Origin of the sequence: Baekduia sp., assembly GCF_035685985.1 — a bacterium.
In the GTDB taxonomy this organism is placed as follows: Bacteria; Actinomycetota; Thermoleophilia; order Solirubrobacterales; family Solirubrobacteraceae; genus Baekduia.
Map to the genome: position 1 here is coordinate 219782 of NZ_DASRZV010000025.1, position 18277 is coordinate 238058.

Genomic DNA, 18277 nt, shown 5'->3' on the forward strand with positions numbered 1-18277 from the left:
CCTCAGCGGCCGCCGGCGCCGCCGGCGGCCTCGGCCTCGCGGATCGCCTTGCGCCGCGGGCGCAGCGTCTGCTCGGTCAGCACCAGCTCGGAGAGCATCGCGTCGGCCGCGGCCTCCATCGTCTCGTTGGGCTGCAGGCGGCCTTCCTCGTCGATGAACTGCGTGTGGAACGGGATGTTCACCGCCTCGAAGAGCGGCATCATCTTCAGCGTCGTGACGACCTGCTTGAGCTGCTGGACCGCGCGGGTGCCCGCCGCGACGCCGCCGTAGGACACGAACGCGACCGGCTTGTGCTGCCACTCGAAGTGCAGGTAGTCGATCGCGTTCTTCAGCGTCGCGGGGTACCCGTAGTTGTACTCGGGGGTGACGAAGACGAACGCGTCGCCCGCGTCGATCCGCGCGCTCCACGCCTTGGTGTGCTCGTGCTCGTAGCGCCGCAGCCGCGGGTGGGCGGGCTCGTCGAGGAACGGCAGCGCCACCTCGGCGAGGTCGACGAGCTCGACGTCGAAGGCGCCGTGCGCGCGGGCGCGCTGCACGAACCACTCGGCGATCGGCTCGCCGGCGCGGCCGGGACGGGTGCTGGCCAGGATGACGTGCAGCTGCGGCATGGACCCAAGGCTAGGCGGCGCCGACCATCGCCTCGGCGCCAGGTCTGACGCCGGTCGCCCGAGCGGTGGCGAGGAGCCCGACCGCTGAGCAGCGCAACCTCGGGCCGTCCGCGCGGGTTATGGGCGCGATGCGCCGAACGCCGATCGCCGTCGTCCTCCTCGCCCTCGCGCTCCTCGCGCCCGCCGCCGCGCACGCGCGGGTGATGGTCGTCGCCTCCGGGATCGGCAGCGCGACGCTGCTGGACGTGTCGTCCGGCGGCGTCGTCGCGCGCGTCCCGCTGGCGGGCGCGGCGCGCGCGATCGCGATCGCCCCCGACGGCGGGCGCGGCTACGTCGCGGCGGGCGCGGGCGTCGCGGCGATCGACCTCAACGCGCGCGCGAAGGTCGGCGACGTCCAGCTGACCTCGACGGTCCTGGCGCTGGGGATGAGCCGGAGCGGCAAGCGGATCGCGGCCGTCCGCCGCGGCGCGGTCGACGTCATCGACCCCGCGACGATGACCGTGCTGCGCAGCGCGAGCCTCGGCAAGCTCGGGCGGGCGCCGCGCGCGGTCGCGATCTCGTCCGACGGCGCCAAGGGCGTGGTGGTCCTCGACGGCAAGCGGATCGCGGTCGTCGACCTCGTCGGCGGCGGCGTGCGGCGGATGCGGCTCGCGAGCGTCACCGGCGTCGCCTTCGCCCCCACCGGTCGCCACGCCTACGCGATGACGGCCACGAAGCGGCGCACCGCGCTGGTCACGATCGACACGTCGAGCGGCCGGCTCGGCCGCGCGATCCGGACCGCGCGCGGCCCCGGCGGCGATGTCGCGGTCACCGCCGACGGCAAGCGCGTGATCGCGGGCGCCGGCGCCGACTCGCGGGTCCTGGCGGTCTTCGACCTCGCCTCCGGCCGGGTCGTCGCGCGCACCGCCACCGGCCGCGGCCCCGGCCATCCGGCGGTCGCGCCCGACGGCGTCCGGCTCTACGTCGCCGACCAGCGCGCCGGGACGATCAGCGTGCTCAGCGCGCTCTCCTTCCGGCGGCTCAGCGTGCGCCGCCTGCGCGCCGGCGAGCGCCCGCGCGCGCTGGCCGTCCAGCCCGGCCTGGGCCTGATCACCGGCACGCCGGGTCCCGACCGGCTCACGGGCACGCGGCTGGCCGACCAGATCCTCGGCCTCGACGGCGACGACACGATCTACGGGTCGCGCGGCGCCGACGTGCTCTACGGCGGCAACGGGAACGACACGATCGACGGCGGCGCCGACGGCGACCGGCTGTTCGGCGAGGCGGGCGACGACCACCTGCTCGGCCAGCAGGGCAACGACGTCCTCGACGGCGGACCGGGCAACGACTATGCCTTCGGCGGGACCGGCGACGACGAGATCGACGGCGGCGACGGGGACGACTCGCTGGACGGCGGCGAGGGCGACGACATCATCCACGGCGGCGCGGGCAACGACCGGATCATCGAGACGACGCTGGGCAACGACATCCTGCTCGACGGCGGCGACGGCAACGACTACATCGACGGCGGGCGCGGCACCGACGTCATCGACGGCGGCGCCGGGGACGACACGCTGCTCGGCGGGCCCGGCGGCGAGAAGATCGACGGCGGCGACGGCAACGACACGATCGACGGCGGCACCGGCGGCGACGCGATCTACGGCCGCGCCGGCAACGACGCGATCCGCGGCGACGCGGGCCGCGACTCGCTCTACGGCGGCGACGGCGACGACCAGATCGACGGCGGCAGCGGCGACGACAGGCTCTCCGGCGGCGACGGCGACGACGAGATCGTCGCCGGGCCGGGCAACGACACCGTCACCGGCGGGCGCGGCAACGACGACATCCGCGTGGCCGACGGCGACCACGACGTCGTCGACTGCGGGCCCGGCCGCGACACCGTCTACGTCGAGGAGGACGCGCCGACGCGCGACACGCTGAGGTCCTGCGAGGTCGTCATCCCCGTCCCCGCGGAGCCCGCCACCGACGCGCCGCCGCCGTCCAACAACATCTTCGGGACGATCTACGACGACGTCCTCGTCGGCACCGACGGCGACGACTCGCTGTTCGGCAACGACGGCCGCGACGTGCTCTTCGGCGGCAACGGCAACGACTACGTCGACGGCGAGAACGACGACGACGAGCTGCACGGCGGCCCGGGCAACGACTCGCTGCACGGGCGCGGCGGCAACGACGTGATCCTCGGCAACGAGGGCGACGACCAGATCACCGGCGACCGCGGCAACGACATCATCAGCGGCGGCCCCGGCAACGACACGATCTTCGGCAACCTCGACGACGACGTGATCTCCGGCGACGAGGGCAACGACCGCATCCAGGTCGTCGGCGGCGGCCACGACCGTGTGTCGTGCGGCGACGGCTACGACACGGTCTTCGCGGACGCGACCGACGAGGTCGCGCCGGACTGCGAGGACGTGCGGCGCTAGGGCCGTGAGCCGCCCGCCGGCGGCGGCCGCGTTCGGCGCGCGGTGCTACGCTGATCCCGATTTGCCGGACACGTATTCCCGATTTGCTGCGCTTCTGTTCCCCATTTGCCGGAGGAGCGCCCCGGTGCTGCCGAGGGCCTGAGCCGCCATGGACCCGATCGCCCGCCGCCTGGCGCCGCTCGTGGCGGAGGGCATCGACGACGCCCGCATCGTGTTCCTGGCCGGGGCGCGCCAGGTCGGCAAGACGACGCTGATCCGCCACCTCACCCGCGCCGACGGTGACCGTCCCATGCTCGAGCTGAGCCTGGACGACACCGCGACGCGCGAGGCCGCGAGCGCCGATCCGGCCGGCTTCGTCGCCGGGTTCGGGGGACCGACGTTCATCGACGAGATCCAGCGCGTGCCGGAGCTGCTGCTCGAGCTCAAGCGCGCGGTCGACGCCGACGTCGTCCCGGGCCGGTTCGTCATCACCGGATCGGCCAACGTCCTGGCAAGCAAGCGGATCCTCGACGCGCTGCCCGGCCGGATCGACCGCTTCACGCTGTGGCCGCTCGCGCAGGCCGAGATCGAAGGCGGCGCGGTCAACCTCGTCGACGCGCTGTTCGCCGCCGCGCCGCCACCGGTCGACCACGCCCCCGTCGGGCTGGCCGAGCACGCCGAGCGGATCGTGGCCGGCGGCTTCCCCGAGGCCCGCCTCCGCGCCCCGGGCCGATCGCGCTCCCGCTGGTTCGACGGCTACGTCAGCGGGTCGCTGGAGCGCGACCTCGTCGAGCTGGCCGACGTCCGCCGCGCCGAGGACGCCGAGCAGCTGCTGCGCCTGCTCGCGGCCCAGAGCGCCAACCTGTTCAAGGCCGAGCCGATCGGCGACAAGCTCGGCATGGACCGCAAGACCGTCCGCAGCTACGTCGGCCTCCTCGGCCAGATGCACCTGATCCACCAGCTGCCGGGCTGGCGGCCGGGTCTCGGCGCGCGCGAGTCGACCACGCCCAAGTCCTACATCAGCGACGTCGGCCTGCTCTGCCATCTGCTCGGCGCCGACGCCCGACGTCTGCTGACCGACGACCAGGTCAAGGGCAAGGCCTTGGAGACCTTCGTGGTCAACGAGCTGCTCAAGCAGGCGACGTGGGCGGAGACCGAGGCGCGCGCCTACCACTACCAGCGCCGGGACGAGGACGTCGACCTCGTCCTGGAGGACCGCGCGGGCGCCGTCGTCGGCGTGGAGGTCAAGGCGGCCGCGACGATCACCGCACGCGACTGGCGGTGGCTGGCCAAGCTGCGCGACGCGCGCGGAGCGTCGTTCCGCGCCGGGGTGGTCGTCGCGCCGGTCGCCCAGACGACGCCGCTGGGCGACCGGCTGTGGGCGGTGCCGCTGCGCGCGCTCTGGGCCTGACGGGGCCGGCGTTCCGGCCGTGGATCGGCGCGGCTCGCCCCGCGCGGGCGCTAGGCCGTGCGCGCCTTGGTGGCGCGCCGGGCGGCCCGGCGCTCCTCGCGGACGCGGGCGACGACGCCGCGGCGGCCGTGGGCCTCGAGGCCGTGGTAGAGCACCTTGATGGCGTCGAAGATCTCGTTGGCCGTGGCCTTGGCCTGCTCGCGCGTCGGCTGGGCGAGCTTCTCGTAGCGGAACGGGTCGCCGTACTGGATCGTCACCTTCGGGAACTCCAGGCGCTTCCAGTTGCGCACGCGCGACGAGCCGTGGATGGCGACCGGCACGACGGTCGCGCCGGTGGCCAGCGCGATGCGGCCGATGCCGGGCCTGGCCTCGTCGGCGAGCTTGCCGTCGCGGGAGCGGCCGCCCTCGCAGTACATCGCCAGGCAGCCGCCGTTGTCGAGGATCGTCGTCGCGGTCCGGATCGACTCCTCGTCGCGGTTGCCGCGCCGGACCGGGAAGACGCCGCCGTGGTTGTAGATGAACTGCAGCGGCGGCTTGAACATCTGCGACTTGGCCATGAACCGCACCTTCCGGCGGACGGCGCCGCCGACGAAGAAGTGGTCCATGAACGAGAAGTGGTTCGGCGCGAGGATGACCGGGCCGGTCGGCGGGACCTTCTCGGTCGAGATGACCCGCGCGCGGAAGAACGACCACGAGTACAGCAGCGTGAGCGAGCGGACCAGCTCGTACATCGCGTCCGGCTCGCGGGTGCGGGAGCGCTCGTGGAAGCGGTCGAAGTACGAGGCGGGACGCGGGTCCAGGTAGACCTGGTCCTTCATCTTCGACAGCTGCGGCTCGGACACGGTGTCGAGATCCTACCCGCGCGCGCGTGAGAGCAGTGCCCTCGTCGGCCCCATCCAGGGCGCGCCGCATGGAGGCTGTCCCTCCTCCATGCGGCGCGATGTCCCCAGATGTGCTCCGGGACGGTGGGTCAGGCCATCACCAGGAGCGGCGATCGGTCGGCGCGGCGGCGAGTCGTCGCAGGAGGAGACGGGGTGCGCTGTCGCGATGTCCCCCGGCCGATCACGTGACGAGCATGATGCGGGAGGACCGGGCCTCGCTCTACCGCCACGCGGTCGGAACATCGCGCGACCGGTTCCGCCCGGCGGTCGAAGCCCCCTGCACACCGTCCCGCCGCGCGCCGAGCTAGGTTTCCGTCCATGGCGGACATCGAGGCCCACATCACCGGAACCGTGTGGAAGATCGAGTGCAAGATCGGCGACACGATCGAGGAGGGCGACACGGTCGTGATCCTCGAGTCCATGAAGATGGAGATGCCGGTCGAGGCCGAGGACGAGGGCGTCGTCAAGGAGATCCTCTGCGAGGAGGGCCAGGCGGTGAACGAGGGCGACACGCTGGTCGTCCTGGAGTAGCCGCGCACGAGCGGCGGCGCGCCGCTCGTTTCCACTAGCGTCCCGCGCCGAATGGCGGGCGAGTTGCTGATCGACGAGCCGTTGGACGGGGTCCGGCGACTCACCATCTCCAATCCGGACAAGCGCAACGCGCTCGACCACGGGATCCTGGACGGGATCGCGGAGGCGGTGCGCGGCGCGGGCGAGGACGGCACGCGCGCGATCGTGCTGACCGGCGCGCACGGGATGTTCTCGTCGGGCTACGACATCGGCGACATCCCCGAGGACGTGTTCGCGGCGGAGGCCGAGCGGCTCGTCGCGCATCCGTTCACGAGCGCGATCGACGCGCTGGACGCCACCGACGTCCCGACGGTCGCGGCGCTGCCCGGCCACACGATCGGCGGCGGGCTGGAGCTGGCGCTGTCGTGCGACCTGCGGGTCGCGCGGGACGGGATCAAGCTCGGGATGCCTCCGGCCAAGCTCGGGCTCGTCTACTCGCACACCGGCCTGCGGCGCTTCCTGCACGCGATCGGCGAGCCGCGCACGCGGCAGCTGTTCCTGCTGGGCCGCAACATCGACGCGCGCGAGGCCGTGACGTGGGGGCTGCTGCACGAGGTCGTCGGCGCCGAGGACCTCGACGGCTTCGCGCTGGACTGGGCGGCCGAGCTGGCCGCCAACGCGCCGCTGTCGGTGCGCGGCAACAAGCGCGTCCTGCGCGCGCTGCTGGACGCCGAGGCGTCGATCGACCCCGCCGTCGAGCAGGAGCTGATCGCGCTGCGCCAGGCATGTTTCGCCAGCGATGACTTCGCCGAGGGCGTGCGCGCGTTCGGCGAGAAGCGCCCCGCGCGCTGGCAGGGGCGGTAGGACCCGCGCATGCCGTCCGTCGAGCAGCTCGAGGCCCGGATCGACACGCTGGAGCAGTCCGGCCGATACGACGAGGCGATCGCGGTCCTCGGCGAGCTGCAGCAGCTCACCGGCGAGGACCAGCGCTGGCACATCGCGTGGATGCACGTCCTGGCCGGGCGCAAGGGCGAGGCCGACGCGATCTGGGCCGCGCTGGAGCGCGACCATCCCGGCGACCCGACCGTCCCGTTCCTGGCCGGCAACGCGCACGCGGAGGCGGAGGAGCCCGCGGTCGCCGCCGAGCTGTTCGCGCGGGCGTTGGAGCTGGCGCTGACGCGCGGCACCGACGGCGAGACGCTGCGCCAGATCGTCGGCGCGCGCACCGAGGCGCTGGCCGACGCCGGGCTGCCCGCCGAGGAGATCGACGAGCACGCGCGGCTGGCGCTGGCGCGCGCGGCCGCCCAGGGCACCGACACGCCGGTCGCCACCCCGTACTTCCCGGCCGCGGAGTTCGCGAGCGCGGTCGCCGCCTGGCCGTCGTTCGCCGCCGACTGGGCCGACGACGGCCACGAGGCCTACGCCTTGGAGCTGGACCGCCGCATGCGGGCGGTCGCCCCGGGCGCGCCGCGCCACCCGGTCGTCGCGCCGCTGACCGTCGAGCGGGTGCGGGCCTTCGCGACCGACAACGACCTCGACCCCGAGGCCGCCGAGGTCCGCGCCCGCGTCGCCTACGCGGTCGCCCAGGAGGGCGCGGCGATCGCCTGGCCGCCCGGCCGCAACGAGCCCTGCTGGTGCGGCTCGGGCAAGAAGTACAAGAAGTGCTGCGGGCGCTAGTGTCGTGATTCATGAATTCGGTCGCAGCATTCCGGGATGCTCGGCCCCGTCAGGCGGTCGTCGATGACCGCAGGCGACCCTTTGGGTCGTTGAGGATCAGCGACGAGCGCATGGCGGCGGCGAGCGCCCGGAGGCGGCCAGCGAATTGATGAATCACGACACTAGGCGCCGCGGCCGCGGCCGCCCCGACCGCCTAGGCGATCCGTCCCGGGCGCAGGAACGCGCGCAGCGTCGCGACGCGGCGGAAGCCCAGGCGCTCGTAGACCGGCAGGCCGTCCGGGCTGGCCTGGAGCGTGGCGGTGCTCGCGCCGTCCGCGCGGGCGTCGGCCAGCGCGGCGCGGATCAGCCGCGAGGCGAGGCCGCGGCGGCGGAAGTCGGACTCGGTGGCGACGAAGTGGACCGCCACGTCGTCCTCCACGCGCAGCATCAGCAGCACGCACGCCCACGCGCCGTCGACGCGGATCCCGTGCGCGGCCAGCCCGGGCGCGCCGTCGGCGGCGATGAACAGCGGGCGCAGGACGTCGCCCTGCTCGTAGGCGCGGTCGTTGATCCGGCCGACGACCTCCATCGACGGCGCCGCGGCGTCGCGCTCGCCGCCGTCGAGGTCGGTCCCGGCCAGCTCCAGCCCGAGCACCGGCATCGCCAGCGACGGGTCCTCGACCCGCCCGCGCACGCGGTTGCCGCGCGACCAGATCGCGTACGCGTCGCCCTCGTCGACCGTCGCGTCGATCCACGGGTTGTCGGTCCCCGCCCCGTCCAGCCGGGCGACCATCTCCGCGAAGCCGCGGATCGAGCGGCGGGCCAGCTCCTCGTCGTCCATCGGGACGACGCTAGCGCTCGCTCAGCCCCGTGCGAGCCGCGTCGTGGATGGCCGCGCGGATGTCCTCCAGGTCGGTGCCCTTCTCCAGGTAGGAGTGGGCGCCGATCTCGATCGACGGAGCGGCCATGCGCTCGGCCGCGAGGCTGCTCAGGCCGATGATCGAGGCGCGCGGCGCGCGGCGGCGCATCTTGGGGATCGCCTGCAGGCCGCCCATCCGCGGCATCGACATGTCCAGCAGGACGACGTCGGGCTGCAGCTCGGCGGCCGCGTCCACGCCGGCGGCGCCGTCGGAGGCCTCCCCCACGATCTCGATCGAGGGGTCGTCCTCCAGCGACGAGCGCATCAGGGCGCGAAAGCCCTCGGCGTCGTCGCAGAGCAGCACACGGATGGGATCGGCGGCGGCCACGCAGAGCACATCATCGGTTGGTGAGCGTCGTTCCGCCATCCCCACTTCTGATGATCGACGGACGGACGGTCGTCCAGTCGATCGTGCGATCGGACGATGGGACGCCCCCTGAGGAACCGTCCGGGACCCCTCCTACTGTGCCGCCCATGCCAGCGCCGCTCATCACTCGCGACGAAGCGCTCCGCCTCGGCGAGATCACCGATCGCGACGAGATCCTGGCGCTGGTGGACCGGGCGTGGGCGGCCCGGCAGGCGCGGTTCGGCGACAGCACCGACCTGTGCTCGCTGGTCAACGCGAAGTCCGGCGGCTGCGCCGAGGACTGCGGGTTCTGCGCGCAGTCGCGCTTCGCCGAGGCCGAGACGCCGCTGCACGCGATGATGGAGCCCGAGCAGATCCTGGAGCACGCCAAGGCCGCCGAGGCGGCGGGCGCGCACCGCTTCTGCATGGTCACCCAGGGCCAGGGGCTGTCGAAGCGCGACTTCGAGAAGGTCCTGGAGGGCGCGCGCCTGGTCGCGCGGCACACGAACCTCAAGCGCTGCGCGTCGATCGGGCACATGTCGGCGCAGCGGGCCAAGGCGCTGAAGGACGCGGGCATCCAGCGCGTCCACCACAACGTCGAGACCGCCGAGTCCTACTACCCCGAGGTCTCCACGACCGTCCGCTACGAGGGCCGGATCCGGACGATCCGCGCGGTCGAGGAGGCCGGGCTGGAGACGTGCGTCGGCGGGATCCTCAACCTCGGCGAGACGCGCGCCCAGCGCGTCGAGATGGCCTTCGAGCTGGCCAAGATCGACCCGACGTCGGTGCCGATCAACCTGCTCAACCCGCGTCCGGGGACGAAGTTCGGCGACCGCGACCACATGGACCCGTGGGAGGTCGTGCAGTGGATCGCGATCTTCCGGCTGATCCTGCCCGGCGCGCTGTTCCGGCTGTGCGGCGGACGTGTCGAGAACCTCGGCGAGCTGCAGCCGCTGGCGGTCAAGGCGGGCCTCAACGGCGTGATGATGGGCAACTTCCTGACGACGCTCAACGCCGACCCGGCCGACGACCGCGCGATGTTCACCGACCTCGGCCTGAACGTCGCGCGCCACGCCGACAACGGCGCCAACCCGCGGCCCGACAACCGCTCCGGGTGGCTCAGCGGCGAGACGCCGGACGTGGTCGAGGACTACCTCGACACGCTCGCCGACGCCGAGAGCGCCGGCGTCAAGGTCACGGTCTGGGACCCGGCCTCGCAGCTGCGCTACGCCAAGAAGGAGACGGTGCCGCCGCGCCCCGACGGCGCGCCGAACCGCTGGCCGGACGGCGAGCGACCGGCGGAGTCCGTCACGTCGTCCGGCCTGCCGTTCGGGCACTGAGCGCCGCGGCCGTGAGCGACGTCGAGGCCCGCCTGGAGGAGCTGCGGGAGTCGGGGCTGCATCGGCGGATGCGCCACGTCTCGGGGCCCCAGGGCTCGCGCGTGGTGCTCGACGGGCGCCCGGTCCTGCTGTTGTGCTCCAACAACTACCTGGGCCTGGCCGACCACCCGCGGGTGCGCGAGGCGGCGGCCGACGCGGCGATGCGCTGGGGCGCGGGCGCCGGGGCGTCGCGGCTGGTGAGCGGGACGATGACCGTGCACCGGCGCCTGGAGGAGGCGCTGGCGGCGTTCAAGGGGACCGCGTCGTCGGTGCTGTTCGGCTCCGGCTACCTGGCGAACCTCGGCGTGGTGAGCGCGCTGGCGTCGCTGGCCGGCGACGGCGCGCTGGTCTTCAGCGACGAGCTGAACCACGCGTCGATCATCGACGGCTGCCGCCTCGCGCGCGCCGAGGTGTTCGTCTACGACCACTGCGACGTCGAGCACCTCGCGTGGGGGCTGCGCCGCCATCGCGGGCGGCCGGGGATCGTCGTGACCGACAGCGTGTTCTCGATGGACGGCGACGTCGCGCCGCTGGTCGAGCTGGTGGAGCTGGCCCAGCGCCACGGGCTGCGCACGGTGGTCGACGAGGCGCACGCCACCGGCGCGCTGGGCCCGGGCGGGCGCGGCGCGGTCGCCGAGGCGGGCCTGGAGGGGCAGGTCGACGTGGTCGTCGGGACGCTCGGCAAGGCGCTGGGCGCCTACGGCGCGTTCGCGGCCTGCGACGCGCCGATGCGCGACCTGCTGACGAACACCGCGCGGTCGCTGATCTTCTCGACGGCCCCGCCGCCGCCCGCGATCGCCGGCGCGCTCGCCGCGTTGGAGGTGCTGGAGGAGCAGCCCGAGATGGTCGACCGGCTGCGGCTCAACGCCGACGCGTTCCGCGACGAGCTGGCGCGCGAGGGCTTCGAGGTCGCGGGCTCGACGACGCAGATCGTCCCGCTCGTGGTCGGCGACGCGGACCTCGCGATGGCGGTCTGCGAGCACGGGATCGAGGCGGGCGTCTTCGCGCAGGCGATCCGGCCGCCGACCGTGCCCGCGGGGACGTCGCGGCTGCGCGTGGCGGTGATGGCCACGCACACGCGCGAGGAGCTGCGCGCGGCGGCGCGGACGCTCGGGCGCGCGGCGCTGCGGGCGGGCTTCCGGCCGGGCGCGGGCGTGCCGGTCGCGGCGGCGCAGCCGGCGGGGCACCCGGAGGAGCGACTGCCGACGCCGACCCCGGCGCCCGTGCGCTCGGCGGCGGCGTAGGGCCGGGCGGGCGCCGTGCGCGGGCTGTTCGTCACCGCGACCGACACCGAGGTCGGCAAGACCGTGGTCGCCGCCGCGCTGACCGCGGCGCTGGCGGCCGCCGGCGGCCGGGTGGGCGCGTTCAAGCCGGTGGTGACCGGCCTGGACGAGGCGCCCGACGGCGGCAAGCCGCACGACCACGAGCTGCTGGCGCGGTGCGCGGGGATGGCTTCGGGCGCGGACGTCGCGCCGTACCGGTACGGGCCGGCGGTGTCGCCGCACCTGGCGGCCGAGCTGGCGGAGGAGGCGATCGATCCGGAGCGGCTGGTCGCGGTCGCGCGGGCGACGGCCGACGCGCGCGGGACGCTCGTCGCCGAGGGCGTCGGCGGGTTGTTGGTGCCGTTGACGTTGGACGGGTACCTGGTCCGCGACCTGGCCGCCGCGCTGGGCCTGGGCGTGGTCGTCGTCGCGCGGCCCGGCCTGGGGACGATCAACCACACCATGTTGACGATCGAGGTCGCGCGCGCCGCGGGCCTGGACGTCCGCGGCGTCGTGCTGACGCCGTGGCCGCGGGCGCCGTCGCCGATGGAGCGCTCCAACGCGACGACGATCGAGGCGCTGAGCGGCGTGGAGGTCAGCACGCTGGCGCGCGTGCCGGGCTGGAGCACCGAGCAACTGGCGTCGGCGGGCGCCGCCCTCCCGTACGATCGTTGGCTGTCATGACCGGTGGCGCGGACGGGATCACGCTCGACCACGTGGTGATCGCAGTGTCGGACTGGGCGCGGTCCAACGCCTTCTACCGCGACGTCTGCGGTGCCGAGCTGGTCGAGCTGACCGAGCACGGCCCACGCCGCTGGCGCTACCGCTTCGGCGACATCATGTTCAACGTCCACGGCCCCGGCATGGACCCGCAGCCGGTCGCGCGCATCCCCGCCGCGCCCGGCATGGCCGACCTCTGCCTCGTCTGGCCGGGCACCGCCACCCAGGCGATCCAGCACCTGCGCGAGCACGGCGTCGAGCCCGAGGAGGGCCCGGTCCCCCGCAACGGCGCGGGCGGCCCCGGGTTCAGCGTGTACTTCCGCGACCCCGACGGCTCCCTGCTGGAGTTCATCTCCTACGCCGAGCGGCCGTCCTGACGCGCCTCGATCGAACGCGTCGAGCGGTCAGCGGGCCGGGGTCACCGAGACGCGCAGGTCCTCGTCGACCGAGATGTTCCAAGCCGCCGAGCTCAGGAAGCCCGACGCGGTGACGGTGGCGTTGAAGTCGAGCACCGACCGGTGGACCTGGCACTTGCGGCCCGCCTCCGCGATCGTCCTGTTGATCGCCTCGTCGAGGACGCGACGGCGCGCCTGGATCTGCTCGCGCTCGATCTCCTCCTGCGCCGCCTTCGCCGCAGCCGCCGACTGACGCTCGCCCCGCGCCGCCAGGAGCTCCTCGGCCGTCCGCGCGAGCCGGCGCACCGCCCGCGCGCGCTTCTGCACCTGGTTCACCGGCAGCGCATCGGCCGAGCCCGCGTCGTCGGCGTGCTCGTCGAGCGCCGCGCGCCGGCGCCTCAGGTCAGACACGTCGGCCCGCAACCGCGCGCGGACGGTGCGGAGCATCGCGGCCGGATCCTCGACCTCCTCGATCAGGTCCGCGATCGCTCGATCGACCGCGGCGAGATCCCGGTCGACCTCCCGCGTCGCGACCTGCAACTGCTCGATCAGATGACGAACATGGTCCGAGACGCCCGCCAGAAGCGCGGGGTGCCGACGGAGGACCTCGTCGTTGAGCGCCTGCAGCGCGAAGCGGCTGTCGCCCTGGTACGCCAGCGCCAGCTCCCGCCCCGCCGTCTCCTCGTCGCCGTCCTCGGCGTGGTACACCGCGCGGTCGTACAGGACCGCGCGCTCCTGCTCTGGGCTCATCTGGTCGTCGACCGCGGCGAGCGCCGCCAGCGCGGCCGCAGGCGACTCGACGAGGTACGCCAGCCGTGCCGACTGGCGTAGCGCCTCAGCACGCTCGTCGTCGTCCGAGGCCGCCGCGCACTCCGCGAAGGCCGCGCGTGCCTCGCCCAGTCGCCGCAGCCCGCACAGCGCCCAACCCGCCGCGCGAAAGCCCGCCGGGTTGTTGGGGTCGTCGTCGATCGCCTCCTGGGCGATCGCGAGCGCGCGGTCGTATCGGCCACGGCGCAGCAGCTCGCCGGTGTCAGCGATCCGCTCCGCGGCGCGGGTCTTGGCCGGGGTGCGCAGCGCCTCGTCGATGCTGCGCAGGAGCTCGCGCTGCGCCACCAGCACGGCGGTCTGCTGGTCCAAGCGCAAGCCGAGGTCGCGTTCCAGCGACCAGACCGCTGACGCGATCCATGTCCCGACCCGCTCCTGGCCGAGCTCGACGTCCTTGACCGCATCGCGCAGGTGGCGCAGCTCGACCGCCGAGGCCATGGCGCCCGCCGCCGCTTGCTCGAGGCTTCGCTGATCGCTCCAGCTCAGCCGCAGCGTCGGTGCCGGCATCCCGCCGAAGAGCGATTGGGAGAGCAGGCTCTCAGCCATCGACCGCGATCCTAATCGCTCAGCCTCGCTCTTTGGCGGGGGCCCTGGCCGATCGGAGAGGTCTACAGCTCGTCCAGCAGCCGCGCCATGCGGTGCATGACGTCGGCGGCCGCGAGCAGGTCGTGGTCGGAGACGTCGGCGAGCGCCTCGGCGCCGCGGCGGCGCCAGAGGGCGCGCTTCTCCTCCAACAACGTGCGGCCGGAGTCGGTCAGCCGGACGACGACGACGCGGCGGTCGTGCTCGGAGCGGTGGCGCTCCACGATGCCGTCGCGCTCCAGGTGGTCGAGCATCGCCGAGACGCTGGCGGGCGACAGCTCGGCGGCCTTGGCCAGGTCGCCGGCGGTCGCCTCGCCGGACTTGTCGATGGCGAACAGCGCGCGGATGTGGCTCTGGGTCAGCTCGCCCTTGGCGCACTTCTGATCGCGGGCGCGCAGGCGCCGCTCGGCGCCCATCAGCTCCACGAACGCCAGCCGGACGGCCTCGGTCGCGGGCGACGCGTCGCCCGCGACCCGCGCGGTCTCCGCCGGGACCGGAGCCTTCATCAGGCGGCCGCCTCCACCAGCGCCGCGTCGGCCTCCAGCCGCGCCTCGGACGGCAGGTCGCCGGCCGTGCCCGCCACGCGGGCCCGGCGCTCGACGACCGCCAGCAGCGCCGTCGGCGCCAGCGCCAGCACGGTCACGATCATGACCCACCAGTACGTGGTGCCGAACGCGCCGGCCATCGCGTCGGCGGTCGGGCGCCCGCCGGCGGAGCGCGCCGCGCTCTCGAGGTGGTTGCTCAGCACCACCGACAGGATCGCCGTGCCGACCGACCCGCCGACGCGCTGCAGCACGTTGAGCTGCGGCGTCGCGTGGTTGACCTGCTCGGGTCGCAGGACCGCGAAGGCCGCGGTCATCGCCGGCATCATCGACAGGCCGATGCCGAGGCCGCGGACGACCATCGCCGCGCCGATCAGCCAGTACGAGGTCCCGCCGCCGATCGCCACGAACGGGATCGTCGCGACGATCGTGATCGCGCCGCCGATCAGCGCCGTGACGCCCGCGCCGAAGCGCTCGGTGAACGTCGCGCTCAACCGCATCGCGATCGCCGCGCCGATGCCCTGCGGCATCAGCAGCAGGCCGGTCGCCACGGCGTCCTCGCCGCGCACGGTCTGGAAGTACAGCGGCATCAGGATCATCGCGCCGAACAGCGCGGCGCCGAGGCAGAACGTCGTCAGCGACGCGGCCGCGAAGGCCTTGTTCTTGTACAGCCGGACGTCCAGCAGCGGCGCCGGGATCCGCAGCGCGCGCAGGACGAAGGCCGTGATCAGGACGATGCCGGCCAGCAGCGGCAGGAGCACGCTCGAATCCGTCAGCGAGCCGGCCGTGCCGGACTCGGCCAGGCCGTAGGTGACGCCGACCAGGCCGGTCGCGACGAGCACGAGGCCGAGCGCGTCGAGCTTGCCGGCCTCCTCGGGCGTGTCGCGCGGGAGCAGCTTCAGCGCGGCGGTCACGGCCAGGATGCCGACCGGGACGTTGACGAGGAAGATCCACTGCCAGCCCGCGTGCTCGAGCAGCAGGCCGCCGAGCGTCGGGCCGAAGACCGGCGCGAGGATGATCGGCACGCCGATGGCGGCCATGACGCGCGGGAGGTTGCGCGGGCCGGCGGCCTTGACGAGCACCATCTGGCCGATCGGCATCAGCATGCCGCCGCCGATGCCCTGCAGGACGCGGAAGGCGACGAGCTGGCCGCTCGTGTTGGCCAGGCCGCAGAGCGCCGAGCCGATGGTGAACGCGACGAGCGCGATGAGGTAGAGACGGCGCGAGCCGAAGCGGCGCGCGGCCCAGCCGGTGACGGGGATCACCGCGGCCAGCGCGAGCATGTAGCCGGTCACGACCCACTGGATCGAGTCCAGCGAGGAGTGCAGGTCGGTCGAGAGGTCGTCGAGCGCGACGTTGACGATCGTCGTGTCGAGCACGGACATGATCGCGCCGAGGATCACGACGATCGCGATCCGCCAGACGTGGGGCTCGATGCGGGGAGTGGAGGTGGGGAGAGAGGAAGCGGGTGAATTCATTTCGGTGCCTAAATTTTAGCCACCAAATGTTTCGGCGTCAAGACATCTCGGCTTGAGCCCCTTGTCCCACGCAGGACACGACCACCCCCGGATGGCGTCCGTCCCGGCGCCTAGCGTTGCGCCATGACCACCGAGGAGCTGCGCGCGCTGGACCGGTCCGCCCTCTGGCATCCGTTCACCCAGCAGCAGGGATGGGCCGCCGAGGACGCGCCGATCGTCGAGCGCGCCGAGGGCGCGTGGCTCCACGACACCGACGGCAGGGCCTACCTCGACGGCACCTCGGCGCTGTGGTGCAACGTCCACGGCCACCGGCACCCGGCGATCGACGCGGCGGTGCGCGCGCAGCTGGACCGCGTCGCGCACACGACCATGTTGGGGTTGTCGCATCCGCCGGCGATCGCGCTGGCCGAGGCGCTGCTGGCGATCGCCCCGCGCGGCGAGGGCCGCGCGCCGCTGTCGCGCGTCTTCTACTCCGACAACGGCTCGACGGCCAACGAGATCGCGCTGAAGATGGCGTTCCAGTGGCACCGGATCCAGGAGCCCGACGGTCGCCGGACCAAGTTCGTGTACTTGGACATGAGCTACCACGGCGACACGATCGGCTCCGTGTCGGTCGGCGGCATCGACCTGTTCCACACCATGTTCCGCCCGCTGCTGTTCGACGGGATCCGCGTCGCCGCCGGCGACGTCGAGGGCCTGGAGCGCGTGCTGCGCGACCACGGCGACGAGATCGCCGCGCTCATCATGGAGCCGCTCGTCCAGGGCGCGGCGGGCATGCTGCTGCACCCCGACGGCTACCTGCGCGCGGTCCGCGAGCTGTGCGACGCCTACAACGTCCTGATGGTCGTCGACGAGGTCGCCACCGGCTTCGGACGCACCGGCACGATGTTCGCCTGCGAGCGGGAGGGCGTGGTCCCCGACCTCATGTCGGTGGCCAAGGGCCTCACCGGCGGCTACCTGCCGCTGGCCGCGACGCTGACGACCGAGCGGGTCTACGAGGGCTTCCTCGGGCGCTTCGAGGAGTTCCGCACGTTCTTCCACGGCCACACCTACACGGGCAACCCGCTGGCTTGCGCGGCGGCGCTGGCGACGCTGCGGGTCTTCGAGGACGAGGACACGCTGGCGGCGCTCCAGCCCAAGATCGCGCTGCTGGCCGAGCTGTTGGAGGCCTCGATCGCGCCCCTTGAGACCGTCGCCGAGATCCGGCGGCGCGGCGTGATGGTGGGCATCCAGCTGACGGACTTCCCGCTGGAGGCCCGCATGGGCCATCAGGTGACGCTGGCGGCGCGCGAGCGCGGCGCGATCGTCCGCCCGCTGGGCGACGTCGTCGTGCTGATGCCGCCGCTGTCGATCGCCGAGGACGAGCTGCGACAGCTCGTCGCGATCACCGCGGAGGCCATCGCGGCGGCTACGGGCGCAGGTACCCCACGCGCGCCCGCAGCCGTCGCTCCGGTCGTCTAGTCCTCGTAGGCGACGAAGTCGCGCTTGCGCGCGCCGCACACGGGACAGAACCACGTGTCCGGGATGTCCTCGAACGCGGTCCCGGGCGGGATGCCGCCGTCGGGATCGCCGTCGGCGGGGTCGTAGATGAATCCGCAGGACTCGCAGATCCACTTCTGAACGGTTGCGCTCTCGCTCATGTGACCTGAGACGGTACTGGCCGGACGGCCAGTAGTGTCCCCCGAGTGGACGCAGATCGACCGGGCCCGGGCGAGGAGCTCAACGACACGGGGACGGTGACCGAGCCGCGCCAGGCGGCGACCGTGATCCTCCTGCGTGGCGGGGAGCGGACGCTGGAGGTGCTGCTGGTGCAGCGCAACCCGGAGCAGCGCTTCATGGGCGGCGCGTGGGTCTTCCCGGGCGGCGCGGTCGACCGCTCCGAGGGCGAGGGCGACGACGCCCACCGCGCCGCGGCGGTCCGCGAGCTGGCCGAGGAGGCGGCGGTCGAGGGCCTCGACCCGGCGTCGCTGGTGCGCTTCAGCCGCTGGATCACGCCGCCGCAGGTCAAGATCCGCTTCGACACCCACTTCTTCCTGGCGCCGGTGCCCGACGGCGCCCGGCCGGAGGTCGACGGCGGCGAGTGCGTCGACCTCGGCTGGTTCACGCCCCGAGGCGCGCTGGAGCGCCACCGGGCCGGCGAGCTGCTGCTCGTCTTCCCCACCATCAAGCACCTCGAGCAGCTCTCGGCGTTCGCGTCGGCCGACGCGCTGCTGGGCTTCGCGGCCGGCCGCGAGGTCGTCCCGGTCGTCCCGCGCGTCGTGATGGGCGGCGAGCACGCCCGCATCCTGCTGCCGGGCGAGCCGGGGTACGACGAAGCCTCCTAGGGTTGCCCGGCGGCGGGCGGCGGGCGTACTGTCG

19 protein-coding genes are annotated in these 18277 nt (G+C 73.7%); 11 read left to right on the forward strand and 8 right to left on the reverse strand.

Features of this window, described 5'->3' with window-relative positions:
* Positions 1 to 2 precede the first annotated feature (2 nt).
* Entirely contained in the window at positions 3 to 608 is a 606-nt protein-coding gene (locus VFG42_RS16690; protein WP_324909898.1) for an NAD(P)H-dependent oxidoreductase, read from the reverse strand.
* Positions 609 to 736: 128 nt separating this feature from the next.
* Here VFG42_RS16690 and VFG42_RS16695 point away from each other — a divergent pair, with 128 nt between their 5' ends.
* Positions 737 to 3034 (forward strand): hypothetical protein, encoded by a 2298-nt coding sequence (locus VFG42_RS16695; RefSeq protein ID WP_324909899.1) that lies wholly within the window; start codon positions 737 to 739, stop codon positions 3032 to 3034.
* 148 nt (positions 3035 to 3182) lie between these two features.
* A complete protein-coding gene (locus VFG42_RS16700) occupies positions 3183 to 4424 on the forward strand; it encodes an ATP-binding protein (protein WP_324909900.1) in 1242 nt (413 codons plus the stop codon).
* Positions 4425 to 4474: 50 nt separating this feature from the next.
* On the opposite strand, the gene VFG42_RS16705 is transcribed toward VFG42_RS16700, so the two are convergent.
* On the reverse strand, positions 4475 to 5266 hold the full coding sequence (locus tag VFG42_RS16705; protein WP_324909901.1) for a lysophospholipid acyltransferase family protein: 792 nt from the start codon (positions 5264 to 5266) through the stop codon (positions 4475 to 4477).
* A 357-nt stretch (positions 5267 to 5623) separates the two neighbouring features.
* On the opposite strand from VFG42_RS16705, the gene VFG42_RS16710 reads away from it, so the two are divergent.
* Genes VFG42_RS16710 through VFG42_RS16720 form a run of 3 tightly spaced genes read left to right on the forward strand, consistent with a single transcriptional unit; the run spans position 5624 to position 7492 of the window.
* Complete coding sequence (locus VFG42_RS16710; RefSeq protein ID WP_324909902.1) at positions 5624 to 5836, forward strand: biotin/lipoyl-binding carrier protein; 213 nt, start codon at positions 5624 to 5626, stop codon at positions 5834 to 5836.
* Between the two features lie 51 nt (positions 5837 to 5887).
* Entirely contained in the window at positions 5888 to 6679 is a 792-nt protein-coding gene (locus VFG42_RS16715) for an enoyl-CoA hydratase/isomerase family protein (RefSeq protein WP_324909903.1), read from the forward strand.
* 9 nt (positions 6680 to 6688) lie between these two features.
* Positions 6689 to 7492 (forward strand): SEC-C domain-containing protein, encoded by an 804-nt coding sequence (locus VFG42_RS16720; protein WP_324909904.1) that lies wholly within the window; start codon positions 6689 to 6691, stop codon positions 7490 to 7492.
* A gap of 193 nt (positions 7493 to 7685) precedes the next feature.
* Here VFG42_RS16720 and VFG42_RS16725 read toward each other — a convergent pair whose 3' ends face one another.
* Both VFG42_RS16725 and VFG42_RS16730 read right to left on the reverse strand, forming a co-directional pair.
* The gene (locus tag VFG42_RS16725; protein ID WP_324909905.1) at positions 7686 to 8312 is read right to left on the reverse strand and encodes a GNAT family N-acetyltransferase; all 627 of its coding nucleotides are present in this window, start codon (positions 8310 to 8312) and stop codon (positions 7686 to 7688) included.
* A gap of 10 nt (positions 8313 to 8322) precedes the next feature.
* On the reverse strand, positions 8323 to 8718 hold the full coding sequence (locus tag VFG42_RS16730) for a response regulator transcription factor (RefSeq protein ID WP_324909906.1): 396 nt from the start codon (positions 8716 to 8718) through the stop codon (positions 8323 to 8325).
* Between the two features lie 146 nt (positions 8719 to 8864).
* On the opposite strand from VFG42_RS16730, the gene bioB reads away from it, so the two are divergent.
* Genes bioB through VFG42_RS16750 form a run of 4 tightly spaced genes read left to right on the forward strand, consistent with a single transcriptional unit; the run spans position 8865 to position 12474 of the window.
* Positions 8865 to 10076: a biotin synthase BioB gene (gene bioB / locus VFG42_RS16735; protein ID WP_324909907.1), complete on the forward strand. Its 1212-nt coding sequence runs from the start codon at positions 8865 to 8867 to the stop codon at positions 10074 to 10076.
* Entirely contained in the window at positions 10073 to 11359 is a 1287-nt protein-coding gene (gene bioF / locus VFG42_RS16740; protein WP_414642401.1) for an 8-amino-7-oxononanoate synthase, read from the forward strand. The genes bioB and bioF overlap by 4 nt, the downstream gene beginning before the upstream one ends.
* A gap of 15 nt (positions 11360 to 11374) precedes the next feature.
* Entirely contained in the window at positions 11375 to 12061 is a 687-nt protein-coding gene (gene bioD / locus VFG42_RS16745) for a dethiobiotin synthase (protein WP_324909909.1), read from the forward strand.
* Positions 12058 to 12474 (forward strand): VOC family protein, encoded by a 417-nt coding sequence (locus tag VFG42_RS16750; protein WP_324909910.1) that lies wholly within the window; start codon positions 12058 to 12060, stop codon positions 12472 to 12474. The genes bioD and VFG42_RS16750 overlap by 4 nt, the downstream gene beginning before the upstream one ends.
* A 27-nt stretch (positions 12475 to 12501) precedes the next feature.
* Here VFG42_RS16750 and VFG42_RS16755 read toward each other — a convergent pair whose 3' ends face one another.
* The 3 genes from VFG42_RS16755 to VFG42_RS16765 all read right to left on the reverse strand — a co-directional run bounded on the left by VFG42_RS16755 (position 12502) and on the right by VFG42_RS16765 (position 15919).
* Positions 12502 to 13863, reverse strand: a complete 1362-nt coding sequence (locus tag VFG42_RS16755) for a hypothetical protein (RefSeq protein WP_324909911.1) — start codon at positions 13861 to 13863, stop codon at positions 12502 to 12504.
* A 62-nt stretch (positions 13864 to 13925) separates the two neighbouring features.
* Entirely contained in the window at positions 13926 to 14405 is a 480-nt protein-coding gene (locus tag VFG42_RS16760; protein WP_324909912.1) for a MarR family transcriptional regulator, read from the reverse strand.
* Positions 14405 to 15919, reverse strand: a complete 1515-nt coding sequence (locus tag VFG42_RS16765; RefSeq protein ID WP_324909913.1) for a DHA2 family efflux MFS transporter permease subunit — start codon at positions 15917 to 15919, stop codon at positions 14405 to 14407. The genes VFG42_RS16760 and VFG42_RS16765 overlap by 1 nt, the downstream gene beginning before the upstream one ends.
* A 123-nt stretch (positions 15920 to 16042) precedes the next feature.
* Between VFG42_RS16765 and bioA the strand changes: the two genes are divergently transcribed.
* The gene (bioA, locus tag VFG42_RS16770) at positions 16043 to 17380 is read left to right on the forward strand and encodes an adenosylmethionine--8-amino-7-oxononanoate transaminase (RefSeq protein WP_324909914.1); all 1338 of its coding nucleotides are present in this window, start codon (positions 16043 to 16045) and stop codon (positions 17378 to 17380) included.
* Here bioA and VFG42_RS16775 read toward each other — a convergent pair.
* Complete coding sequence (locus tag VFG42_RS16775) at positions 17377 to 17559, reverse strand: rubredoxin (protein WP_027005696.1); 183 nt, start codon at positions 17557 to 17559, stop codon at positions 17377 to 17379. The two genes, bioA and VFG42_RS16775, sit on opposite strands and share 4 nt — an antisense overlap.
* A 45-nt stretch (positions 17560 to 17604) precedes the next feature.
* Between VFG42_RS16775 and VFG42_RS16780 the strand changes: the two genes are divergently transcribed.
* Entirely contained in the window at positions 17605 to 18243 is a 639-nt protein-coding gene (locus tag VFG42_RS16780) for an NUDIX hydrolase (RefSeq protein WP_324909915.1), read from the forward strand.
* Positions 18244 to 18277: the final 34 nt, after the last annotated feature.